Origin of the sequence: Achromobacter spanius (assembly GCF_002812705.1) — a bacterium.
Classification (GTDB): domain Bacteria; phylum Pseudomonadota; class Gammaproteobacteria; order Burkholderiales; family Burkholderiaceae_B; genus Achromobacter; species Achromobacter spanius.
Window position 1 is genome coordinate 638,026 of record NZ_CP025030.1, and the last position, 23,323, is coordinate 661,348.

Consider the following 23,323-nt stretch of genomic DNA (forward strand, 5'->3'; position numbering starts at 1 on the left):
GCCCTTGTCCGTTTGCTCAGCGTATCAAAACTTCGCAATCATGGGTTCAAGTTAACACGCGCGAACTTGCGCTTGCCCACCTGCACCACGTAAGTTCCAGCCGGCAATTGCAACGATTTATCTTCGACCCGATCGCCGTTGACGCGCACGCCGCCCTGCTCCACATTGCGTTGGGCTTCCGAGCCGGAGGCCACCAGGCCCGCCTCGCGCAGCAGCTTCAGAATGCCCACAGGCGCGCCGCCAATGTTCACTTCGGGCATGTCTTCAGGAATGGCGCCGTCACGGAAGCGTGCCTCGAAAGAGGCCAGCGCGTCGTCCGCCGCCTTGGCGGAATGGAAGCGGGTGATGATTTCCTGAGCCAGCATGACTTTCGCATCGCGGGGGTTGCGGCCGCCATCCGTCTCTTGCTTGAGGGCGGCGATATCTTCCAGCGAACGGAAGGACAGCAGTTCGAAGTACCGCCACATCAGCGTGTCGGAAATCGACATGAGCTTGCCGAACATCGAGTCGGGCGACTCCGAAATACCGATGTAGTTGCCCTTGGACTTGGACATTTTCTCGACGCCGTCCGTACCCACCAGCAGCGGCATCGTCAATATGCACTGGGGCTCCTGGCCATATTCCTTTTGCAGCTCGCGCCCGACCAGCAGGTTGAATTTCTGATCGGTGCCCCCCAGCTCCAGATCGGACTTCAGCGCCACGGAGTCATAGCCCTGCATCAAGGGATACAGGAATTCGTGCACCGAAATCGGGATGCCGCCCTTGAACCGCTTGGTGAAGTCTTCACGTTCCATCATGCGCGCCACCGTATAGCGCGAGGCCAACTGGATCATGCCGCGCGCGCCCAGGGGATCGCACCATTCGGAGTTGTAACGGATCTCGGTGCGTGCCGGATCCAGCACCAGGCTGGCTTGCGCGTAGTAGGTCTTGGCGTTGGACTCGATCTGTTCGCGGGTCAGCGGCGGGCGGGTGCTGTTGCGGCCGCTGGGGTCGCCAATGGTGGAGGTGAAGTCACCAATCAGGAAAATGACGTTATGCCCCAGATCCTGCAATTGGCGCATCTTGTTCAGCACCACCGTATGGCCCAGGTGAATGTCCGGCGCGGTGGGGTCCAGCCCCAGCTTGATGCGCAGCGGCACGCCGGTCGCGCGGCTCTTGGCCAGCTTGCGAGCAAACTCGGATTCAACCAGCAATTCGTCGCAGCCGCGCTTGGCTATACGCAGATCGGCTTCGACTTCAGGAGAAATAGGGGCTTCAGAGGGAGACATGGCAGGGGGACCAAAGCGGCTTCAGCCGACAAAAAGGTGTAAAAAGTGACGAAAACTATCGAAAATTCTAGCCGAATCAGCTAGGATACCGCCCAATCATACGCAACTGCCATCTATACGCAGTTGCGGTTCAGCCTACCACCCGTTGTTCACAAGATGCGCCTAGCGCCAGCCCTTGCCCCGGATATCGGGCGCGCGGGGGCCGATCGTGTTACGCACCCTGCGAGCCCAGCCACCTGAGAGGGTTACTTCACGATGAATCGTGGCCTCCACGAACTGGCGAGTAGCATCAAGCGCAAAGTTGCTGCCCTGTTTGCGCCCGTTGAGCCCAAGCCCCATCGCTCGGGACTTTTCCGCCGCACTCTTCTCGTCACCGCAATTGGTTTGTTTGCCGGCGCCGCCGCCTTGGGCATGGTGCAGCAACCCGACCGCTCCGAACTCCCCCCGTCCCGCATTATCCAGAGCATTCTGCCGCTGACCGCCGAGCAAGTCGAAGTCAGCACGCCGAGCGCCGCCCCGTACATCAGCGAAACGCGCATCCGCCCTGGCGACACGCTCTCGGCGGTGCTGCAACGGCTGGAGCTGGACGCGCCCAACCTGCAAAGCTTCCTGACGCACGACGCCAGCGCCCGCAGCATCTACAAGCTTTATCCGGGGCGCTCGGTACAGGCCGCCACGGACGAACAGGGCAATCTGGTCTGGCTGCGTTACATCCACACGCCCGGCAACGAGTCTGACGGCCAGGTCGTGACGCGCATGCTGCATGTTGCCCCGTCGGGCGATAGCTACAAGGCCGAGGAAGTCACCGAAAGCACCGACCGCCAAACCCGGGTGGCCGTGGGCACGATCAAGTCGTCGCTCTTCGGCGCCACTGACGGCGCCGGCATCCCGGATTCGGTCACCATGCAGATGGCCGACATTCTCAGCGCCAAGATCGACTTCCTGCGCGACCTGCGCCAAGGCGACCAATTCCGCGTGGTGTATGAAGTCCGTTCGCACGACGGCCGCTACGCCGGCGCGGGCCGCGTTCTGGCCCTGGAATTCATCAACGGCGGCAAGACCTATAACGCCGTGTGGTTCAGCCCGGACGAAAAGTCGGGCTCGTATTACGACTTTGACGGCACCAGCCTGCGCGGGGCCTTCCTGCGCACCGCGCTGAAGTTCAGCCGCATCAGCTCCACGTTCGGCATGCGCATGCACCCGATCCACAAAACCTGGACGGGCCACAAGGGCGTGGACTACGCCGCGCCTTCGGGCACGCCGATTCACGCCACGGCCGACGGCACGGTTGAGTTCTCGGGCTGGCAGAACGGCTACGGCAACGTGGTCATCGTGAAGCATCACGGCCAGTATTCGACGCTGTACGCTCACCAGAGCCGCATCGCCGCCGGCATCACCAAGGGTTCCAAGATCTCGCAAGGCCAGTTGTTGGGCTATGTGGGATCCACGGGCTGGGCCACCGGCCCGCACCTGCATTACGAGTTCCGCGTCAACAATGTGCCCATCGATCCCCTGTCGGTCGACCTGCCTGTTGCCCGCGCCCTGGAACCGGCGGAAGCCCGCGCGTTCAACCAGGCCGTGGCGCCGTACAAGCAACAGATCCAACTGCTGACGCAGTTCCAGCAGACGCTGCCCGACGCACTGACCAACGTGGCCAGCCGCTAGACGGCGCGCCACAGCAAACGTCCCGAAAGGCGGCCCGTGCACACTCTGCCGGCCGCCTTTTTTCTTTCTTCGAGGCGCTCGTGAGTTCCACCGTACCTGTATTGCCCGCCAGCACGGCACTCTATATCGGCTTGATGTCCGGCACCAGCGTGGATGGCGTGGACGGCGTGCTGGTGCGCTTGGGCGACACCCAAGCACCGCAGGTGCTGTCCAGCGCCAGCCTGCCCATGCCGGAAAACCTGCGGCGCGAGCTCTTGGCGTTGAACCGGTCTGGCGACGACGAACTGGCGCGCGCCAGCCTTGCCGCCAATGCACTGGCCAGGCTGTATGCCCAAGCCGTGACCGGCTTGCTGCAAGACGCGGGGCTGCATGCCCGCGATGTGACCGCCATTGGCGCCCACGGCCAGACCGTCAGGCACCGTCCGGACAGCGGCTACACCGTGCAACTCAACGCGCCCGCGCTGCTCGCAGAACTGAGCGGCATCGACGTGGTGGCGGATTTCCGCAGCCGCGACGTGGCGGCGGGCGGCCAGGGCGCGCCACTGGTTCCGCCCTTTCACGCCGCAATCTTCGGCGCGCCGCAAGGCCGCGCCGTCCTGAATCTGGGCGGCATCGCCAACGTCACGCTGCTCGCGCCCGACCAGCCCGTAAGAGGCTTCGATACGGGGCCTGCCAATGTCTTTCTGGATGCGTGGTGCCAACGGCATCTGGGGCTGCCCTATGACGCTGATGGCCGCTGGGCCGCGACGGGCAAGGTCATCGCCCCCTTGCTTGAACAGTTGATCGCCAGCGAGCCCTGGTTCGCCCTGCCGGCGCCCAAATCCACCGGACGCGACCTGTTCAACCTGCAATGGCTGGATGACCGTCTGGCGGCCTTTGACGGCCCCACGCCGGCGCCCCAGGACGTGCAGGCCACGTTGCAGCGCCTTACGGCCCGAACCGTTGCCAACGCCATCGACGCGGCCGCCGCGCACACGCAGGAAGTTTTCGTCTGCGGAGGTGGCGCCCGCAACGCCGGCCTTATGCAGGAACTGGCGTATTGCCTGCAGCGACCCGTGCACCCGACCGACGTGCTCGGCGTGCCGGCGCAGCAAGTGGAGGCGCTGGCGTTCGCATGGCTGGCGCAGGCCTTCGTCCAACGCAAGCCCGCCGGGCAGCCGGCGGTGACGGGGGCTCGCGGCCCGCGGATTCTGGGTGCGCTGTATCCGGCATAGCAACACCCGGGGCGCCCTGAGCGCCCTATGCGCGCATCGCGTACGCGTATTCCGTCACCCCATGCAAAAAGCCCTTCGGCATGCCGAAGGGCTTTTACTTTCCTGCCAGGGCGGTTAGACCGAGAACGAGGAACCGCAGCCGCAGGTGGTGCTGGCGTTGGGGTTGCGGATGACGAACTGGGCGCCTTCCAGGTCTTCCTTGTAGTCGATCTCAGCACCGACCAGATATTGGAAGCTCATCGGGTCAACCAGCAGTTGAACGCCAGCCTTGTCCAGCACGGTGTCGTCTTCGTTCACAACTTCATCAAACGTGAAGCCGTATTGAAAGCCCGAACAGCCGCCACCTTGGACGAAGACGCGCAGCTTCAGGTCGGGGTTGCCTTCTTCCGCCAGCAAATCCTTCACTTTGGCGGCAGCCGAGTCGGTAAATACCAAGGGCACAGGCGGGGCGGCCTGAAGATCGACGGTTTCGGTTACTGCATTCATGGTTCACTCCTGGCCGGATCGGCCATATTTCGGTGAGCGGCAACGGCGCTCGCATGGTGTCACTATAGCGCAGGGCTTGACTAGACTCAAAGTTCGAGTTTGACACTTCGCGTGGCGCGGACGGTTTCGCCTTCCAGGACGCTGACGGTCACGCTTTCGGGGACAAATCCCTCGGGGATCGCCAGGATGCCCTGGCTGCGTTGGTACTGATCAAATTGCAAGGCCAGCAACGCTGCTGACGTCGACTCGGCGGCGGCCGAGGCCGATACCGGGCCGGTTTCGGCCTTGACCTGCATGGGGGCAAGTTCCACCGTGACGGTCTCGCCCTTGAGCACACCCGTGGCCTGGAACCGCAGCGCGCCCGCGAAAGAAGCGCCGCCATTGCGGCCGCTGCGCATCAGCAGCACTTTGTAGCGCAAACCACCGCCTTCACGGTCGATCTGCACCCCTCGTATATCCACGGACCCTTCCGGCCCGGCGGGCAAGAGCTGCTCGTAGAACGCCAGTTGGTCGCGCACCCGACCGACCTCAGCCTGGGCGGTGCGTAGCTGGGTTTCAAGCTCTTGGCGTGCCGCGCGCTCGATGACGAGTTCGCCGTCCGCCGTATCCAACTGGCCTTGGGTGTAACGCAACTGCGCGCCCTGCTGGCGCATGGCTTCGGCCTGCTCTTCAACCTGTTGCCTGCTGATGACTACCGCGTCTTGTGGCCGTGCTTGCCACTGCGCGTAGCCATAGCCGGCGGCGCCACCTACCAATACGCCTATCAGCAGCCCCGCAATCGCGCGCAGCAACCCCCTCGCGGAGCGAGGTTGCGGGCCGGGGGGTGTGGAGTCGACTGGCATAAAGCGAGCGGGGCCGGCGACACACGCCGCCAGCCCGTGCAAAGCCTCAAGGCAGAATGGCCACCTGGTCCAGACCCGTGGACTCCGCAACGCCGAACATCAAATTCATGTTCTGCACCGCTTGGCCAGCGGCGCCCTTGACCAGGTTGTCCTGGACGACCATGACGATCAATTGGTCACCATTGCCCGGTCGGCTGAGCGCAATCCGCAGGTTGTTGGACGCGCGCACCGAACGGGTTTCGGGCAGGCTGCCTGCGGGCATGACGTCAACGAACGGCTCATTGGCGTAGCGCGCTTCAAACAGCGCCTGGAAGTCTGTGTCGCGGGCCTCGGGCAGGATGCGGGCGTACAGGGTGGAGAACATGCCACGGATCATCGGCACCAGGTGCGGCACGAACGTCAGCCCAACCTTGCCCCCGGCGATCTTCTCCAACTGGGCAACGATTTCCGGATGATGCCGATGGCCGGACACGCCATAAGCCTTGAAATTGTCGGACGCTTCCGAGAACAGGGAGCCCACTTCCGCCTTGCGGCCCGCACCCGACACGCCGGATTTGCAATCGGCGATCAGCGTTTGCGCATCCACCAACGACTTGCCGCCTTCCAGCAGCGGGGCCAGGCCCAACAGCACCGTGGTCGGGTAGCAACCGGGGTTGCCGATGACACGGGCCTTGGCGATGGCGTCGCGGTTCAGTTCCACCAAGCCATACTGGGATTCAGCCAGGATGTCGGGGCACGTGTGGGGAATCTTGTACCAGCGTTCGAACGTGGGGATGTCTTGCAGGCGGAAATCAGCGGCCAGGTCGATGACGCGGGTGCCCGCGGCAATCAGTTCCTGGGCTTGCGCCATGGCGACGCCATGAGGCGTGGCAAAGAACACCACGTCGCAGTCAGTCAGCGACGCTTTTTCCGGCGCGGAGAAGGCCAGGTTCACGCGGCCTCGCAGGTTCGGGTACATATCAGCAACCGGCAACCCGTCTTCCTTGCGGGACGTGATGGCGGTCAATTCCACATTGGGATGCTGCGACAGCAAGCGCAACAGCTCGACGCCGGTATAACCGGTGCCGCCGACAATACCAACCTTGATACGGGTATTCGATGCTTGGGCCATGATAGGTATGAACTCTTCGTAGGACGAAAACAGATTGTATCGCCCGGAGAATACAGGGTTGCGCCGACGCGAGCATCGCGATGGGCGATCTGGATTCATCCGACCGGAAAAGGTGGGGCGGAGTTCCGCGTTGCCGAAGGCGGACGGGGCGAATCCGACACCCTGCCATCATCACCGCCCAAAAACAAAAAACCCGCCGAAGCGGGTTTTTTGCAGCAACATTAACGCTTGCTGAACTGCTTGCGACGACGTGCCTTGCGGAAGCCGACCTTCTTACGTTCGACTTCACGGGCATCGCGGGTCACAAAGCCAGCTTGCGACAGTGCGGGCTTCAGGGTCGCGTCGTAGTCGATCAGGGCACGCGTGATGCCGTGACGGACTGCGCCAGCCTGGCCGGTTTCACCGCCGCCGTGGACGTTGACTTTGATGTCGAACGATTCCAGGTGGCCGGTCAGTTCCAGCGGTTGGCGCACGATCATGCGACCAGTTTCGCGGGCGAAGAAATCGTCAACGGGCTTGCCGTTGACAACGATCTTACCCGTGCCCTTCTTGATGAAAACGCGAGCCACCGAAGTTTTGCGACGGCCGGTTCCGTAATTCCAGTTACCGATCATGGCGTTTCCTTAGATATCCAGCGTCTTGGGCTGCTGGGCGGTGTGCGGGTGCTCGGCACCAGCATAGACCTTCAGCTTCTTGATCATGGCGTAGCCCAGAGGACCCTTGGGCAGCATGCCCTTGACGGCCTTCTGAATGGCGCGACCGGGAAAACGCTCTTGCATTTTCTCGAAGTTCGTTTCGCGGATACCGCCCGGGTACGTGGTGTGGCGGAAGTACTTCTTGTCCTTCGCCTTGGTACCGGTAACGACGATATCGGAAGCGTTGATGATGACGATGTAATCGCCAGTATCAACGTGCGGCGTGAATTCAGGTTTGTGCTTGCCACGCAGACGACGTGCGACTTCGCTGGCCACACGACCGAGGACTTTGCCCTTGGCGTCGATCACAAACCAGTCACGTTGGACTTCATGCGGCTTGGCCACAAAGGTCTTCATGATGGTTCCTAAGAATAAAAAGTTCTTGCTGGCTAGAACGTCTAGCCAGTGTTCTTTCCCCAACTGGGCAAAACCTGATGAACTGAAACCACGAATTTTGGTTCGGGTTTTTGTCTTTGGTTTTGCCTTTATCGACGTCCCGCCTAAGCGTTATTACCCGCCCGTGCAATGGTCAAAATGAGGGAAAGCCTGAAATTCTAACACGGCTGCTCAAAGATTGGGCAAGCGAAAAGAACTCAGGCAGCGGCTGGCCGCAAGCAACGTTGCAGCCAGCGCACATGCAAATCCGGGGACAAAACCCCGAAACGCGAGGCGCGGTCAGGCGCCCAGATACGCTTCCAGCACCCGCGGATGGCCCAGCAATTCGCGGCCCGTGCCCGTCAGCGCCATCGCGCCGTTTTCCAGCACATAGCCGCTTTGGGCAATCTTCAGCGCCTGGCGCACGTTCTGCTCCACCAGGAACAGGGTCAGGCCATCGGCGTTGATGGCGCGCAGCGAACGGAAGATTTCCTGCACGACGATCGGCGCCAGCCCCATCGACGGTTCGTCCAGCAGCAGCAGGCGCGGCTTGGCCATCAAGGCCCGGCCGATGGCCAGCATCTGTTGTTCGCCGCCCGACAGGTTGCCAGCGATACCCGTGATCCGTTCCTTCAGGCGCGGAAACAGGTTGAACACGTATTCCAGGTCGGGACCCACGTTCTTCAGGCCCCGGCGGTAGGCGCCCAGTTCCAGGTTTTCCTGCACCGTCATGGTGGTCAGGATGGCCCGGCCCTCAGGCACCTGCACGATGCCGCGCGCCACCAGTTGATGGGGCGCCAGGTTGGTGATGTCTTCGCCTTCGAACAGGACGCGGCCGCGCGCCTTGGGCAACAGGCCCGACAGCGCCAGCAGCGTGGTCGACTTGCCGGCGCCATTGGCGCCGACCAGGGCGGTGATCTCGTTGGCGTTCAGGTCCAGATCGATGCCGCGGACGGCTTCGATATGGCCGTAGTTGACCTCGAGCCCGCGGACTTCAAGCATCGCGCTCATTGTGCAACCTCCGCGCAACGCGCTACGGTATTCGTCTTGGGAGCGGCCCGGCGACTCATTTGGCGGCCTCCACTTGTTCGGTGTCTTCGTCGTCTTCGCGGCCCAGATAGGCCTCGATGACCTGCTCGTTGTTGCGAATTTCGTCAGGGCCGCCGCAAGCGATGATCTTGCCGAAGTTCAACACCGCGATGCGCTCGCACAAGCCCATGACAAAGCGCATGTCGTGCTCGATCATCAGGATGGTGTAGCCGCGATCACGAATGGCGAGGATCTCGCGCATGAGTTCGGCGCGTTCGTTGGTGTTCATGCCCGCAACCGGCTCATCCAGCAACAGCAGCTTGGGCTCGGTGGCCAGCGCGCGCGCCAGCTCCAGGCGGCGCTGTTCGCCGTAAGACAGGTTGTCGGCCAGATCATTGGCCTTGTGATCCAGGCGCATCCACGTCAGCAGTTCATGCGCGCGTTCGCGGGCGCGCTTTTCGTGCTCGCGATAGCCCGGCAGGCCCAGCAGCAGGCTGGGGAAGCCGTAGTTCATGTGCCGGTAGGCGCCGACCACCACGTTCTCCAGCAGCGTCATCTCTTTGAAGAGACGAATGTTCTGGAACGTACGGGCAATGCCCATGCGCGTGATGCTGTGCGGCTTCTTGGCCAGTACGCTTTGGCCCTGGAACGTGATGGTGCCGCCGCTGGGCGGCAACAGGCCGGTGATCAGGTTGAATACCGTGGTCTTGCCGGCGCCGTTGGGGCCGATCAAGCCGAAGATGGAGCCTTCGGGCACGGACAGACTGACGTCGTGCAGCACATGCAGGCCGCCGAAGCTCTTGGAGACGGAGGAAAGCTCAAGCATGGCGCTTGCCTCCCTGGCCACCCTGGCCGTGACGCATCCAGCGCTTGAAGCGCGCCGGATCCCAGATGCCTTGCGGCAGGAACAACACAATCACCACCAGAATCACTCCGTTGGCGACCAGGCGCAGATCCGCAAAACCGCGCAGCAATTCCGGCAGCACGGTAATGATGAAGCTGCCCAGCACGGGACCGGCCAAGCCGCCGATGCCGCCCAGGATGGCCATGGTCAGGATTTCAACACCACGGTCAAAGCCGTATTCATTGGGGCCGATGAAGAAGGTCAGGTGCGCGTTCAAGGCGCCGGCCAGGCCCGCGATCATCGCGCCGGCCACGAACGCCAGCATCTTGTTGGCGCGCACGTCGATGCCCATCAAGCCGGCCGCCGTTTCGTCGCCACGGATGGCGTCGAACGAGCGTCCGATCTTGGAAGCGCGAACGCGCCACAGCACGAACAGGACGATGACCACCGCCAGCACCACATGCCACCACTGCGTCAGTTGCGGAATGCCGTTCAGGCCCAGCGCGCCGCCGGTGATGGAATCGGTGTTCAGGATGGTGACGCGCACCACTTCGCCGAAGCCCAGCGTGGCCATGGCCAGATAGACCCCTGACAATCGCAAGGTCGGCAAGCCGATCAACGCCGCCACCAACGCGGGCGCGGCCATGCCCCCGGCAAGCGCAACAGTGAACGGGGCGTCATAGTTCATGGTGAGCAGCGCGGCGGTATACGCCCCGATGCCCATGAAGGCGGCGTTGGCCATGGCCAACATGCCGCAGGCCAGGGTCAGCCAGATGGAGAGGGCCAGCAACGCGTTGGTGCCCAGCGTGAGCACCAGGTTGCCGTAGATGGCCCAGAAGTTTTCGAATCCGCTCATTCTTTAAGCCTTGCGTTGAACCACTTTGCCGAACAGACCTTGCGGGCGCACCAGCAGGATCAGGAACAGCAGGCCGAAAGCCACCGCGTCGCGCATGGTGGAGCCGATATAGGCCACCGACAGCACCTCGGCGAATCCCAGGAACAGACCGCCCAGCATGGCGCCGCGTATGTCGCCCATGCCGCCCAGGATGATGACCGCGATGCCCTTGTGCAGCATCGGCTGGCCCATCAGCGGGAACAGCGCGTTCGAGTACAGGCCGATCAGCACGCCGGCCACGCCACCCAGGGCGGCAGCGGCGAACGAGGTCGTGACGAACAGCTTTTCAACGTTGATGCCCAGCAGCCAGGCGGCCTTGGGCGATTCGGCAATGGCGCGCAGCGCGCGGCCGAACTGCGTGCGGCGCATGACGTACATCAGCACGGCCATCAGCGCGAACGACAGGAAGATGATGCCCAGTTCGATGACGGTCAGGTGCAGGCCCGCGACTTCGATCACTTCTTCGGGCACGGTGCCGTGCGGGAAGCGCAGGTTGCTGGCGCCGAAGATGCTCTGGGCGCCGTTATTCAGGATGATGCCCACGCCGATGGTGGCGATCATGGGGATCAAGTGCGGCGCGTTGCGCTTGCGCAGCGGCTTGAGCACCAGGTAGTCGATGATGACCCCGGTGAAGCCTGCCACGAAGAACGCGGCCATCAGCGCCGCCCACAGGGGCAGGCCGAATTGCTGGACCACGAACAGTGCCGCGTAGGCGCCAACCATGAAGACGGCGCCGTGCGCCAGGTTGATCACCCCGAGCACGCCGAAGATCAGCGTGAAGCCCAGCGCGAACAGTGCATACACACAGCCCAGCGACAAGGCATTGACGAATTGTTGTTCGAACATGATGGGACTTTCCAGATCTATGAGGGCCCCATGCAGCGCCCACTGCATGGCCTGACGCCGCCCGCGAAGACGGCATGGCTTTTATTGGGACGGCCCTGCGATAAAAAGCGCCTTGCGGGCTGCCTGACGGCGGTCCGCAAGGCGCATCCCCCCGCGCGGGGATGCGTAGCGCTTACTTCTCGATGACGTACTTGCCGTCCTTGGTCACGCTGACGATCGGCAGTTGGTCGGCATCATAGCCGGCGGGCTTGCCGGCGCGGTCCTTGGCTTGGCGGAACTTGAACGGACCGGTGGCGCCGGTCCAGGTCACGGCGGGCAAGGCGTCGCGCAGGGCCGCGCGGTCCTTGGCCAGTTCACCGGTGATCTTGGTGTTTTTCAGGGCCTGGGCCACGATGTACAGGGCGTCATACGACTGCGCCGCGAACTGGTCGGGCGAACCGTTGAACTTGGCCTTGTAGGCGTCGATGAACTTGACGTTCTCGGGGGCCTTGTTCTCGATGGACCACGGGCTGCCGATCCACAGATTGTTCGATGCGCCGCCAGGGGCCAGGTCGAAAATCTTGACCGAGTTCATGCCGTTGCCGCCGATGACGGGCACGTTCAGGCCCAGTTGGCGAGCCTGCACCATGATGGGCGCGCCTTCGGCCAGCAGTGCGGACAGCACGATGGCGTCGGGGTTGGTGCCCTTGATCTTGGTCAGCTGGGCCTTGAAGTCCACGTCGCCCTTGGCGAACGTTTCGGTCGTGGTGACCGGAATCTTCTGGTCTTCCAGGGCCTTCTTGAAGTTGTCGTAGCCGCTCTTGGTGAAGACGTCGTCATTGCCGTAAAGCACGGCCACGTTCTTCAGGCCGGTCTTTGCCTTGACGGTGGAAATCGTCGCCGGCAGCACGTCGGCTTCGGTGACCGAGTTGCGGAACACGTAGTTTCCGATCGACGTAATGCCGTCAGCGGTGTTGGACGTGCCGAAGGCAACCGTCTTGGCCGCTTGGGCGACCGGGTCGGCGGCTTGGGCCGAGTTCGACAGCGTCGGGCCGAAGACCATCAGGACGTTGTCTTTGAAGATCAGTTTCTTGAAGACGTTGATGGCTTCTTCTTTCTTGCCTTGTTCGTCTTCAACCACCAGCACCAGCTTGTTGCCGTTGATGCCGCCCGCGGCGTTGATTTCGTCAGCGGCAAGCTGGAAACCGTTGCGGATCGACACGCCGTACTGAGCGGCGCCGCCGGACAGGGCTTCCGCCACACCCAGCTTGATGTCAGCCGCGTGCGCAGCCGGGACGATACCGGCGGCGATCAGCGCGGCCAGCAGCTTCTTGGTCTTGGATTGCATGGTTGATACCACCTTAAAGTCTGTCTCGGAATATTGGTAATCCGGGCTGGTGTAGTCCCGCCGGATTGACGTCATATGCCGCCTAAAGGCGCCATGGTTGCGCGTCAAGACCCGCGATATTACTCCTTTGTATCAGGCCGAAACTCGAATGTGGTTCGAGAAAAGCCCGAAAACCGCCCATTTTTTTGTAAAAAATGCGGTATTGCTAGCAAAAACCCTACTTTGCACCGAATGCCATTCGGCCGTCGGTACCCTCCCTGCTACCTGCCGGAAAGCGCCACGGCCACATACTGGCCGTAGGCGTTTTCCGTCAAACGGAACCAGGGCATCTCGCTGTCGCGAAAGCCCATGTAACTGTCGTGTATAGCCTTGAACCGCGCGTCTTTGGCGGACAAATCCTGGTAGACCTGCTGGGTGGCTTCAAACGCCATGTCCATGATGGAGCGCGGAAATGCGCGCACTTGCGCGCCGCTTGCCGACAATTGCGCGACGGCCGCCGGGTTGCGCGCGTCGTAGCGCGCCGTCAGCGACCCATGCGTGGCCAGCGCAGCGGCCTGCACCACCGACTGGTAATGCTTGGGCAGCTTGTTCCAGGCTTCGTCATTGATATAGAGCGACAACTGTTCACCGGGAACCGACCAGCCGGGTCCGTAGTAATACTTAGCTACTTTATTCAGCCCCAGCTTGGCATCGTCATAGGCGCCTGCCCCCGCGATGGCCTGCAAGCCCTCTTTCTCGAACGCTTCCGCCAGCGGGACCTGGCTGGCGGGTTGCGGCGCCACGCCCAAGCGCGCCAGCACATTGGCGGCAAGCCCAGCCACCTGCATCTTCAGATCTTTCAGGTCGGCCTGGCGCTTGATTTCCTTGGCGTACCAACCGTCCATCTGCGCGCCCGTGTTGCCCAGCGGGAAGTTGATGATCTTTTCAGGTTTGAATAGTTCGCGCGTGAGACGCAGGCCGTCGCCTTCGCTCATCCAGGCGTTCATCTGACGCGCGTTCAGTCCGAACGGCACGGCGGCGTCAAAACAGAATGCCGGACTCTTTGCGTAAAAGGCGCGTGAAGAACCGTGCCCGCATTCCACCTTGTTGGTGGAGACGGCCTCGAGCAGGTCGGCGGCCGGCACGATCTCACCTTCGGGGAAGTGGCGGATATTGAATTTTCCGCCCGTGGATTCCGACACGAATTTGCAGAATTGCTCGCCAGCGCCAATGCGCAAGTCCAGCGCTGCGGGAAAGGCGGACGCCAGGCGCCAACTTAACGACGGCATGTCTTGCGCGAACGCGGGCGTGCTGACCGCGGCGCCCGTTGCAACGGCGCCAAGCCCTGCGTGCTTCAAGAATGAACGTCGTTGCATCGCGATGCTCCTGACCAGCAGCTTCTAGGGACTTCGAGCAATACCCGCCGGATATTACACGCTGAGCGGGGGGTGGGAGAGTAGAGGAATTCCCGGGCTGTTGGTGGTGGGTTGGGTGGGATGGTGGTGATGGGTTTGCGCGGGAGGTTGCTGATGGGTTTGCGCGGTGGCGGGTTGTGTTTTGGTTTAGGGGGTGCCGCGCTACACCCATCCTACGGTTGTAGGATGGGTGTAGCGCGAGACGGTCGCCAAAAGGACGAAACCGGGCAACGCGCAAACCCATCATGCCTGTCACGCCGCGATCAATCAGGTTCCGGCAATCGCCATTTGCTCGATCAAAATCGAACCCGTGGTCTTCGTGCCGCGCGAAATGGTGTCCGCGCCCACTGCCACGATCTGCTGGAACATGTCGGCCAGATTGCCGGCGATGGTGATTTCCTGGACGGCGTGCTGGATCTTGCCGTTTTCCACCCAGTAGCCGAATGCGCCGCGCGAGTAGTCGCCCGTGACGTAGTTGACGCCCTGCCCGATCAGTTCGGTGACCAGAAAGCCCGTGCCCATCTTCTTGAGCATGGCTTCGAAATCGTCACCGCGCTTGGTCTGCGTGGAGCTGAACACCAGGTTGTGCGAACCGCCGGCGTTGCCGGTGGTGGCCATGCCCAGCTTGCGCGCCGTGTAGCTGGACAGGAAATAGCCTTCCAGCACGCCGGCCGACACGACGTTGCGGCGGCGGGTTCGCACGCCTTCGTCGTCGAATGGCGAACTGCCCATGGCGCCCGGGATGTGCGGATCTTCGGTCAGGTTGATGTGCTTGGGGAAGATGGGCTTGCCCAGCGCATCAAGCAGGAAGCTGGCCTTGCGGTACAGCGCCCCGCCATTGACGGCTTGGGTCAGCGCGCCCACCAGGCCCAGCGCCAGCGGGGCCTCGAACAGCACCGGAAACTTGCCGGTGCGGATGCGGCGGGCCGACAGGCGCGACAAGGTGCGTTCGGCGGCATAGCGGCCGATGGACTCGGGCGACGCCAGCTTGGCGGGATCGCGTTCGGACGTGTACCAGTAGTCGCGCTGCATGCCATTGCCACGGCCGGCGATGGGGGCCACGGACAGGCTGTGGCGCGAATAAGGGTAGCCGCCCAGGAAGCCGCGGCTGTTGCCCATCACGAACTGGCCTTCGTAGGTGCCCACGGTGGCGCCGTCGGTGTTGGTGATGCGCGGATCGACATCGCGCGCGGCGCGTTCGGCGCGCAACGCCAGTTCAGCGGCTTCCTCGGTGGAAACCGTCCAGGCGTGGTGCAGATCCAGATTGGGGAATTCAGTAGCCAGTTGATCGGCGTCGGGCAAGCCGGCGGCCGGATCGGCGGCGGTGTGGCGGGCGATGTGCCAGGCGGCCTCGACCGTCTGGCGCAGGGCGGCTTCGGAAAAGTCGGAGGTCGAGGCGGAGCCGCGGCTCTGGCCGGCGTAGACCGTCAGGTCCAGCGAGCGATCGCGCGTCTGCTCAACGGTCTCGATGTCGTTCTTGCGGACCGAGACCGACAGCCCCAGGCTTTCCGAGACTTCCGCCGCCGCGTCCGAGGCGCCGATCTGGCGCGCGTAGGCGAGGGTTTGTTCGACGAGTTCGGAAAAACGCGCGTGATTCGCCGCCAGCGGCAGGGATGAGGAGGATTTAACCATTGCTGTCCAATTTGCAGAGACGGTTATCATAGCCAAGTCTGTCATTGCGCAGTTTTCCATGAATTCCCATACTGAAGAAGAATCCGTCGACGACGGTTACGACGAGAACGGCTACGACCGTCCCAGCAAGTCCCAGGTCAAGCGTGAAATGCACGCCCTGCTGGACCTGGGCAAGCAGCTGATCGAACTGTCCCCCGACCGCCTCAAGCAATTGCCGCTGGCCGAACGCCTCTATGAGGCGATCCGCACAGCGCAGCGCACGACCGGGCGCGAAGGCCGACGCCGCCAAGTCCACTTTGTGGGCAAGCTGATGCGCGACGCGCCCGCTGACGAAATCCGCGCCCAGCTTGATGTCTGGGAAAACGGCTCGCGCGAGGAAACCGCCGCCATGCACCGCCTGGAAGGGCTGCGCGACCGTCTGCTGGACGACGACGACGCGCTGACCACGCTGCTGGCGAAAAACCCGCAAGCCGATGCGCAGCAACTGCGCACGCTGATCCGCGCCGCACGCAAGGAAAAGCTGGGCAACGCCTCGCTGCTGCAAGGCCAGGAACCGCAAAAGAAGCACTATCGCGCGTTGTTCCAGGCTCTGAAGACCCTGACGCTCTGATTCCCCCTTCCTGAAATTTCCCCGCGGCCGCCATGAACGCTCCTACCGACCTGCTTGATTGCATCGAGATCGAAACCGCCCCCAACCCCACGCACGCCGTCATCTGGCTGCATGGCTTGGGTGCCGATGGCAACGACTTCGCCCCCATCGTGCCGGAACTGGACTTGCCCGCCGGCCTGGGGGTGCGCTTCGTGTTCCCGAACGCGCCGGTCCAGCGCGTGACGATCAACAACGGCATGGCGATGCGTTCCTGGTACGACATCCTGGTCATGGACCTGGTGCGCGTGGAAGACGCCAAGGGCATCCGCGCGTCGGAAGCCGCCGTGCACAAGCTGATCGCCCGGGAGAATGCGCGGGGTATTCCGACGTCGAACATCGTGCTGGCGGGCTTCTCGCAAGGCAGCGCCATGACCTTGCATACGGGGTTGCGGCTGCCGGAGAAGCTGGCGGGGATGATGGCGCTGTCGGGGTATCTGCCGCTGGTGGACACGGCCGAGGCAGAACGCCACGCCGCCAATAACGCCACGCCTATCTTCATGGCACATGGGCAGTACGACCCGGTCGTGTCCCTGGCGCGCGCCGAGGCGTCGCTGACGGAATTGAAGCGTTTGGGTTACGACGTGCGCTGGCACACGTATCCGATGCCGCATTCGGTTTGCGCCGAGGAAGTGCGGGACATTTCAGCGTTTTTGAATGACGTGCTGGGGTGATGTTGGGGTCGACTGTCGCGGAGGTGTGATGGGTTGCGCGCGGTTGGCGGCGGGGATCTGCTGCGCGTGATTTCGCGCTTCACCCATCCTACGGGGCGTGACTTTCGTTTGTAGGATGGGTGTGGCGCGCCCAGGTCGCCACGCGGGCATTACTTGTCAGCGCGCAAACCCATCATCTCGCCAAAACTCCATTCTGTATACCAAGCAGTATTCAAGCCCTAAATTCTCCTGGGCTGAACGGCGCGCGTCCATAGAGAAAAACGCCAATCCCAAAATACTTGTCGCCCTCTTGTATTGAATATAGTATTCGATCCATGCCTTATCGGCCCGGGCAGCAAGTGTTCGGGCTTCCCTGTTGTTGTTGTCGATTCCACCCCATTGGCCATGCTGCGCCGGGTTTCGGCGTGCCATACAAGACGCAGGAGAAAGTCCCGTGAAATCCTTGCCATTGCCTCGCCTGGCGGGCGCGGCGCTGCTCGCGCTGATCGCCCCGCTGTTTGCCCCCTTGGCCGCTCAGGCCGAAGCCTTGAATCCCCCCGTGAAGGTTCGCTACGAAGAGGTCGTGCGATCCATCCTGTACGTGCCTAAATACGTGGCCCTGTCGCAGGGCTATTTCAAGGACGCCGGGCTGGACGTGTCCATGAAAACCTCGCAGGGCACCGACAAGGGCATGACCGCGCTCTTGTCCGGCAGCGCCGACATCGTGCTGATCGGGCCCGAGGCGTCCATCTATGTGCAGAACAGCGAATCACCGGTCAAGCCGAGGATCTTCGCGGGCTTGACCGCCACCGATGGCTTCTTCCTGCTGGCGCGCAAGCCGATCGAAAAGTTCGACTGGTCCATGCTCAAGGGCAAGGAAATCATTGGCTTTCGGCCCGGGTCCAACCCCATCGTGTTTCTGGAAGCCGCCTTGCGCAAGCATGGCGTAGACCCGCAGAAAGACGTGAAGCTGCTGAACAACATTGGCATCCCAGCCCGTGCCGGCGCATGGATGGCAGGCCAGGGCGAATACGGCATCTTCCTGGAACCCGAGGCCGGCGAACTGGTCCGCAACGGCAAGGGCTATATCGTGGCCTCGGTGGGCCATGAGGTCGGCCAGGTGGACTACACCGTCTTTACCGCCACCGACAAATACATACGCGACAACCCCAAGGTCATCCAGGCCTGGACCAATGTGGTCGCGCGCGCCGAGAAATACGTGAAGGACACGCCGGCCGCCACGCTGGCGCCGCAGATCATGACGTTCTTCCCGGGCATGGACCAGGGCGCGGTGACCGAGGCCATCGAGCGCTACAAGCAATACCAGATCTGGAAGACGACGCCGCTGGTCACGGCCGAGGCCATGAATCGCCTTCAGGACATGCTGATTGCCAGCGCCGTGATGAAGGACACCGCCCGCGTGAAATACGAGGACGTGGTGGTGGCCGACTTTGCCAACAAGGTGCAGTGATGGGAGCCGCCGTCCACAACCTGAAGCCCGCCACCGCCACGGCGAAGATCGAAGTGCGCGACGTGTGCCTGTCGTACTTCACGACCGAAGGCGAAACCGAGGCGCTATCGAACGTGTCGTTTTCGCTGGCGCCGGGCGAATTCGTCAGCCTGATCGGCCAAAGCGGCTGCGGCAAAAGCACCCTGCTGTCGCTCATTGCGGGATTGATCCCGCCGACATCCGGCGCGGTGATGATCGACGGCCAAGGCGTGACCAAGCCGAACCCGCGCATTGGCTACATGCTGCAGCAAGACTATCTCTTCGAATGGCGCACCATCCTGGACAACGTGATGCTGGGCGCCGAGATCCAGGGCCGGCGCGATGCGCGCAGCGAAGCCCGGGCCGTGCATCTGCTGGAAAAGTGCGGGCTGGGCGCGTTCCTGTCGCACACACCGCGGCAGTTGTCGGGCGGCATGCGCCAGCGCGCCGCGCTGGCGCGCACGCTGGTGACCGAGCCTGACGTGATCCTGCTGGACGAACCCTTTTCGGCGCTGGACTCGCAGACGCGCCTGGCGATCTCGGACGAAGTCGTGGACATCCTGCGGCGCGAAGGCAAGACCGTGGTGCTGGTCACGCACGATATCGGCGAAGCCATTGCCATGACCGACCGCGTCATCGTGCTGTCGCGCCGGCCCGGTCGGCTGAAAAGCCAGTACCGCATCCACTACGGCGACGGCGCGCGGCCCACGCCCTTCCAGGCGCGATCGCGGCCCGAGTTCAACGTCTATTTCAAACAGCTATGGGACGAGTTGGACGTCCATGTGGAGGGTTGACCCATGAATGCTCCCGTCGCCAATACCGTGCCCCTGCGCGCCGTGCCCGCGCCCAGCGCCAAATACCTGGACTACCTGCGCCGCGACCGCGCCAAGAAGCGCAACATCCGCTTGACCCAGGCCTTGCTGCTGATTGTGTTCCTGTGCGCATGGGAAATCCTGCCGCGCATGCACATCCTGAACCCGCTGCTGACCAGCTACCCCAGCGCGCTATGGCCCACCTTTCTTGACCTGTGGACCAACGGCCAACTGGCCAAGCACATCATGACCACGCTGTCGGCCACGCTGGTCGGCTTTACCTTGAGCATGGTGATCGGCATCGTGGTGGCCGCGGCGCTGTGGTGGTCGGACTTTCTGTACAAGGTGCTGGACCCCTTCCTGGTGGTGGCCAACGCCATGCCCAAGATCGCCTTCGTGCCGATCTTTTACCTGTGGCTGGGGTCTGACTACGCCGTGTATGGCATGGCGGTCGCCATCGCGGTGTTCGTCACCATCATGGTGGTGTACGCGGGCTTTCGCGGCATCGACCTGAACAAGGTGAAGCTTGCCCACACCTTCGGCGCCAGCCGCTGGCAGGTGCTGACCAAGGTGGTGCTGCCCGGCAGCGTGCCCACCCTGATCGCCGCCGTGAAGATGAACATCGGCCTGGCGCTGGTGGGTGTCATCGTGGGCGAATTCCAGTCAGCGGATTCCGGGTTGGGCTTTCTCATCATGAACGGCAGCCAGGTGTTCAAGCTGAACATCGTCATGACCGCCATCACCATGCTGGCGCTGATTTCCAGCGTGATGTACATGATCATCTACCGCATCGAAGCCGCCGTGGCGCGGCGTTACGGATAAGGAATCGTCATGGAATTTCCGCAATGGGTACAAGATCGCGTCGTGGCGCGCCAAGGCTGCCTGCATCCGTATGACGAACTGCCCGCCGGCCGTACTGCGGTGGTCGTGATCGACATGCAGCAGTATTTCACCCTGCCCGGCTATCAGGGCGAATGCGCGCCGGCCCGCGAGATCATCTCCCCCATCAACCGCCTGTGCGACGCGGTGCGCGCGGCGGGCGGCACGGTGGTGTGGGTGCAGACGGCGTCCGACAATGCCGACGCTTTCTGGTCGCACCATCACGGCGTGATGCTGACACCCGAGCGCAGCAAGCGCCGGCTGGAAACACTGCGCCGCGATTCGCCGGGCTTTCAACTGCACCCCGACCTGCATGCGGCCGATACCGACCTGCGCGTGGTCAAGCGCTTCTACAGCGCCATGGCGCCGGGTTCGTCTGAACTGGAACCGCTGTTGCGCGGCTTGGGCGTGGACACGCTGCTGATCGCCGGCACGGTCACCAACGTGTGCTGCGAATCCACCGCGCGCGACGCCATGATGCGCGACTTCCGCACCATCATGGTGGACGACGCGCTGGCGGCGGTGACGCCTGCCGAGCACGAGCATTCGCTACAGGGGTGGATGCTGTTCTTTGGCGATGTGCTGTCGGTGGACGAAACCACGGCGCGGCTGACGCCCGCGCAGGCCGCGCGCAAGACCGCCTGACGGCGAGCGCGGCGGCCCTTCACGGAGCCGGCCGCGCGCCTTGGCCGACATAGCCTCAGGTCAGGTTCAGCCAGACGCGACGCATGGTCGGGTCTTCCGGATCCGCGTCGTTGGTGAAGCCCAGGCTCGTCATCAGCGCCAGCATGGGCCGGTTGGTCGACAACACCAGGCCATCGATGTATTCCAGCCCCTGCTCGCGCGCGGCGTCGATCAGCGCCGTCATCAACTGACGGCCCAGGCCACGCCGCTGCCAGTCGTCGCCGATCACCAGCGCGTACTCCGCGCCGCGCCCATCCGGGTTGCGCAGATAGTGGGCAAAGCCCACGATCACCTCGCGCGGATGCCCCCGGTTGGCCGGGTTGGGCACCTGCGTGGCCGCCACCAGCGCCAGCTCGCGGTGATAGTCCACCTGCGTGTAGCGTGACACCATGCGCGGCGTCAGTTCGCGCATCATCGACACAAACCGCATGTAGCGGGACCGCTCCGAAAGACCGCGAATGAATTCCTGCAGCGCGCTCCCGTCTTCCGGACGAATCGGGCGCAGCACCCATGGAATGCCGTCGTTGAAGCGGCGCACATGCACCAGCCGCGCCGGGTACGGGTGGATCGCCATGTGCGGATAGCCCGAGGTCTGCGGTGTTTCGCAGCCGGGGGTCTCGGTCAGCGTCATGCGCAGCCCGCCCGCGCGCAGATGCGTTTCACCGGCGTAGAGCGGGTCGATATCCAGCGATTCGATGTCGGGCAGTTCCGACACCAGTTCAGACACCAGCACCACCGCCTGCTGCAAGGCTTCCGCCGCCATGTGGCCGACGCGCGGCGCCAGCACGCGGCGCCACAGCCGGCTGCGCTCAATCAACTGGCGGGCCAGAAAGCCGTTGAGCGGCGGCAGGTCCATACCTCGGTCGGACACGGACAGCACCGCGTCGGGGCCGCCCGCGCCAAAGCGGATGACCGGGCCGAATTGGGGGTCGCGCCACACCTGGATGGCCATCGGCCGGGACTCGGGTTCCGCCGACGCAACGTCGATCGGCATGTCGCGCAGCGGCACATAGAAAAGGCCCAGCAGCGTCCGGATTTCGGAAGTGTTCAGCTCGCGCCGGCAATCGGCCCGCACGCGCGCGATGAGCTCGCGCGCGGCGGCCAGGTCGGGCACGTGGCTGGGGGGTTCCTGCGGTTGCGTCTGCAGCAGCAGTTGCTGGTTGTAGTGGTGGGACGCCAGCACCCCAAACGCATCGGCGGCCGATTCCGGAGTGCGGAAGGCAGGTGTGCCCGCGTCGTCCAGCATGCGCCGCAAGGGCCGCATGCCGGCGTCGCCCATGAAGCAACTGACGACCGGCTTCTTGGCGGTGGGCGCAATCTGCGCCAGCTCGCGGGCAACCGCCGGCATGTCGGCCAGCGCGTCGGGCGCCAGCAGCACCAGCACGCCGTCCACGCCCACGTCGTCCAGCACCGTTTCCAGAATGGCGCGTATGCGCTCGGGCGTCAGCGGCGTGTAGGTAATGACCGGGTTCTGACAGGCCGCGTCCGGCTCCAGCATGGCCTCCAGCGCGCGGCGGGTGGCGGGAGCAAGGTCGGCGCGCAGCACGGCGGCGTCGGGGCCGATCAGGTCCATCGCCAACTGGGGAGGCCCGTTGCCGTTGGAGATCAGCGCCACGCGCCGGCCTTTGGGGCGGCGCGTGTAGCCCAGCACTTTCACGGCCGAGAACAGTTGCACGAAGTAGCGCACGCGCACGGCGCCCGCGCGGCGCAAGGCGGCGTCGAAGATGGCGTCGCCGCTGTCGGCGTCGGACCGGCCGGCCTTGAGCACGATGACCGGCTTCACGCTGGCCGCCGCGCGCAAGGCGCTCATGAATTCGCGCGCGGGGCCCACGTCTTCCAGGTACAGCACGATGCTGTCGGTGCGGGGGTCGCTGGCCAGGTAATCCAGCACCTTCGACAGCCCCACCACCGCCTCGTCGCCCAGCGACACCGCCGTGGAAAAACCGATGTGCACGTCTTCGGCCCAGTCCATGACCGCGGCCATGATGGAGCGCGACTGCGCCACCAGCGCCACGCGCCCGGCGCGCGCCAGCACCGGGTGCTGGCTGAAATTCAGGCCTGCGTGCGGCCGCTGCGCGCCAAAGGAACGCGGGCCCAGCAGTTCGCAACGATTTTCTTCCGCCCACGCCCGGCACAACGCCCATGTGCCGCGCGGATACGGGTCCGGCAGTGGATGCGGCAGCAGGATCACGGACCGGGGCGCCAACGCCGACAGCCGGCGCAGCGTTTCAGGCAGCACGGCCGGCGACACGCAAACCAGGGCCAGATCGGGCCGCGCCCCCGCCGCCAAGCCTTCCAGCGTTGCGGGCAGTTCCGGCGCGGCGCCCGGCTCGCAATCCACCACCGTGGTTTTCGCCTTGAGCGCGGGCGACAGCGAGCCCGCCGCCGGCAAGGGCCGGTCGGCAACGATCACCAGCGAACTGGGTTCGAACATCGGGGCAAGCGCGTGTCGCAACATAGGGAGGGTCGCCCTAATCTAAAATACCGTTCATCGTAACAAGACAAGCCCGCCGTCCGCTTGATGTGGACCGTATCCG

Annotated in this window: 22 protein-coding genes; 8 read left to right on the plus strand and 14 right to left on the minus strand. The window is 63.6% G+C overall.

Going from position 1 to position 23,323, the window contains the following annotated elements; genetic code table 11:
* Window positions 1-38: 38 nt before the first annotated feature.
* Window positions 39-1,268, minus strand: a complete 1,230-nt coding sequence (tyrS, locus tag CVS48_RS02980) for a tyrosine--tRNA ligase (RefSeq protein ID WP_100853191.1) — start codon at window positions 1,266-1,268, stop codon at window positions 39-41.
* Between the two features lie 255 nt (window positions 1,269-1,523).
* Here tyrS and CVS48_RS02985 point away from each other — a divergent pair, with 255 nt between their 5' ends.
* Window positions 1,524-2,933, plus strand: coding sequence for a M23 family metallopeptidase (locus CVS48_RS02985; protein ID WP_100853192.1), 1,410 nt, complete (start codon window positions 1,524-1,526; stop codon window positions 2,931-2,933).
* A gap of 80 nt (window positions 2,934-3,013) precedes the next feature.
* On the plus strand, window positions 3,014-4,147 hold the full coding sequence (locus tag CVS48_RS02990; RefSeq protein WP_279629468.1) for an anhydro-N-acetylmuramic acid kinase: 1,134 nt from the start codon (window positions 3,014-3,016) through the stop codon (window positions 4,145-4,147).
* A 114-nt stretch (window positions 4,148-4,261) separates the two neighbouring features.
* Here the strand turns inward: CVS48_RS02990 and erpA are convergent, their stop codons facing one another.
* From erpA to pmbA, 12 genes are all read right to left on the minus strand, one after another.
* Window positions 4,262-4,633 (minus strand): iron-sulfur cluster insertion protein ErpA, encoded by a 372-nt coding sequence (erpA, locus tag CVS48_RS02995; RefSeq protein WP_006217313.1) that lies wholly within the window; start codon window positions 4,631-4,633, stop codon window positions 4,262-4,264.
* Window positions 4,634-4,719: 86 nt separating this feature from the next.
* Window positions 4,720-5,475, minus strand: coding sequence for a DUF6776 family protein (locus CVS48_RS03000; RefSeq protein ID WP_419191419.1), 756 nt, complete (start codon window positions 5,473-5,475; stop codon window positions 4,720-4,722).
* A 46-nt stretch (window positions 5,476-5,521) separates the two neighbouring features.
* The gene (gene argC / locus CVS48_RS03005; protein ID WP_100853194.1) at window positions 5,522-6,586 is read right to left on the minus strand and encodes an N-acetyl-gamma-glutamyl-phosphate reductase; all 1,065 of its coding nucleotides are present in this window, start codon (window positions 6,584-6,586) and stop codon (window positions 5,522-5,524) included.
* 221 nt (window positions 6,587-6,807) lie between these two features.
* Entirely contained in the window at window positions 6,808-7,200 is a 393-nt protein-coding gene (gene rpsI / locus CVS48_RS03010) for a 30S ribosomal protein S9 (protein ID WP_006217310.1), read from the minus strand.
* Between the two features lie 9 nt (window positions 7,201-7,209).
* Window positions 7,210-7,638 carry a 50S ribosomal protein L13 gene (gene rplM, locus CVS48_RS03015; RefSeq protein WP_006217309.1) on the minus strand — a complete coding sequence of 143 codons (429 nt, stop codon included), beginning with the start codon at window positions 7,636-7,638 and terminating at the stop codon, window positions 7,210-7,212.
* Window positions 7,639-7,956: 318 nt separating this feature from the next.
* Window positions 7,957-8,667 (minus strand): ABC transporter ATP-binding protein, encoded by a 711-nt coding sequence (locus CVS48_RS03020; RefSeq protein WP_100853195.1) that lies wholly within the window; start codon window positions 8,665-8,667, stop codon window positions 7,957-7,959.
* A 55-nt stretch (window positions 8,668-8,722) separates the two neighbouring features.
* Window positions 8,723-9,511: an ABC transporter ATP-binding protein gene (locus CVS48_RS03025; RefSeq protein WP_100853196.1), complete on the minus strand. Its 789-nt coding sequence runs from the start codon at window positions 9,509-9,511 to the stop codon at window positions 8,723-8,725.
* On the minus strand, window positions 9,504-10,385 hold the full coding sequence (locus CVS48_RS03030) for a branched-chain amino acid ABC transporter permease (protein ID WP_100853197.1): 882 nt from the start codon (window positions 10,383-10,385) through the stop codon (window positions 9,504-9,506). Before CVS48_RS03030 ends, CVS48_RS03025 begins: the two co-directional genes overlap by 8 nt.
* 3 nt (window positions 10,386-10,388) lie before the next feature.
* Window positions 10,389-11,270 carry a branched-chain amino acid ABC transporter permease gene (locus CVS48_RS03035; protein ID WP_100853198.1) on the minus strand — a complete coding sequence of 294 codons (882 nt, stop codon included), beginning with the start codon at window positions 11,268-11,270 and terminating at the stop codon, window positions 10,389-10,391.
* A gap of 172 nt (window positions 11,271-11,442) precedes the next feature.
* On the minus strand, window positions 11,443-12,597 hold the full coding sequence (locus CVS48_RS03040; protein ID WP_100853199.1) for an ABC transporter substrate-binding protein: 1,155 nt from the start codon (window positions 12,595-12,597) through the stop codon (window positions 11,443-11,445).
* 260 nt (window positions 12,598-12,857) lie between these two features.
* A complete protein-coding gene (locus CVS48_RS03045; RefSeq protein WP_100853200.1) occupies window positions 12,858-13,952 on the minus strand; it encodes a TRAP transporter substrate-binding protein in 1,095 nt (364 codons plus the stop codon).
* A 306-nt stretch (window positions 13,953-14,258) separates the two neighbouring features.
* Window positions 14,259-15,623, minus strand: coding sequence for a metalloprotease PmbA (pmbA, locus tag CVS48_RS03050; RefSeq protein WP_100853201.1), 1,365 nt, complete (start codon window positions 15,621-15,623; stop codon window positions 14,259-14,261).
* A gap of 58 nt (window positions 15,624-15,681) precedes the next feature.
* Between pmbA and yjgA the strand changes: the two genes are divergently transcribed.
* The 6 genes from yjgA (at window position 15,682) to CVS48_RS03080 (ending at window position 20,747) form a co-directional block, all read left to right on the plus strand.
* A complete protein-coding gene (gene yjgA / locus CVS48_RS03055) occupies window positions 15,682-16,233 on the plus strand; it encodes a ribosome biogenesis factor YjgA (RefSeq protein ID WP_050447125.1) in 552 nt (183 codons plus the stop codon).
* Between the two features lie 32 nt (window positions 16,234-16,265).
* Window positions 16,266-16,943, plus strand: coding sequence for an alpha/beta hydrolase (locus CVS48_RS03060; RefSeq protein WP_100853202.1), 678 nt, complete (start codon window positions 16,266-16,268; stop codon window positions 16,941-16,943).
* A 433-nt stretch (window positions 16,944-17,376) separates the two neighbouring features.
* Complete coding sequence (locus CVS48_RS03065; RefSeq protein ID WP_100853203.1) at window positions 17,377-18,393, plus strand: ABC transporter substrate-binding protein; 1,017 nt, start codon at window positions 17,377-17,379, stop codon at window positions 18,391-18,393.
* The gene (locus CVS48_RS03070; RefSeq protein ID WP_100853204.1) at window positions 18,393-19,205 is read left to right on the plus strand and encodes an ABC transporter ATP-binding protein; all 813 of its coding nucleotides are present in this window, start codon (window positions 18,393-18,395) and stop codon (window positions 19,203-19,205) included. Before CVS48_RS03065 ends, CVS48_RS03070 begins: the two co-directional genes overlap by 1 nt.
* 3 nt (window positions 19,206-19,208) lie before the next feature.
* A complete protein-coding gene (locus CVS48_RS03075; protein WP_100853205.1) occupies window positions 19,209-20,045 on the plus strand; it encodes an ABC transporter permease in 837 nt (278 codons plus the stop codon).
* 9 nt (window positions 20,046-20,054) lie between these two features.
* Window positions 20,055-20,747, plus strand: coding sequence for a cysteine hydrolase family protein (locus CVS48_RS03080; protein WP_100853206.1), 693 nt, complete (start codon window positions 20,055-20,057; stop codon window positions 20,745-20,747).
* Between the two features lie 55 nt (window positions 20,748-20,802).
* Here CVS48_RS03080 and CVS48_RS03085 read toward each other — a convergent pair whose 3' ends face one another.
* A complete protein-coding gene (locus tag CVS48_RS03085) occupies window positions 20,803-23,244 on the minus strand; it encodes a bifunctional acetate--CoA ligase family protein/GNAT family N-acetyltransferase (RefSeq protein WP_100853207.1) in 2,442 nt (813 codons plus the stop codon).
* Between the last annotated feature and the right edge of the window lie 79 nt (window positions 23,245-23,323).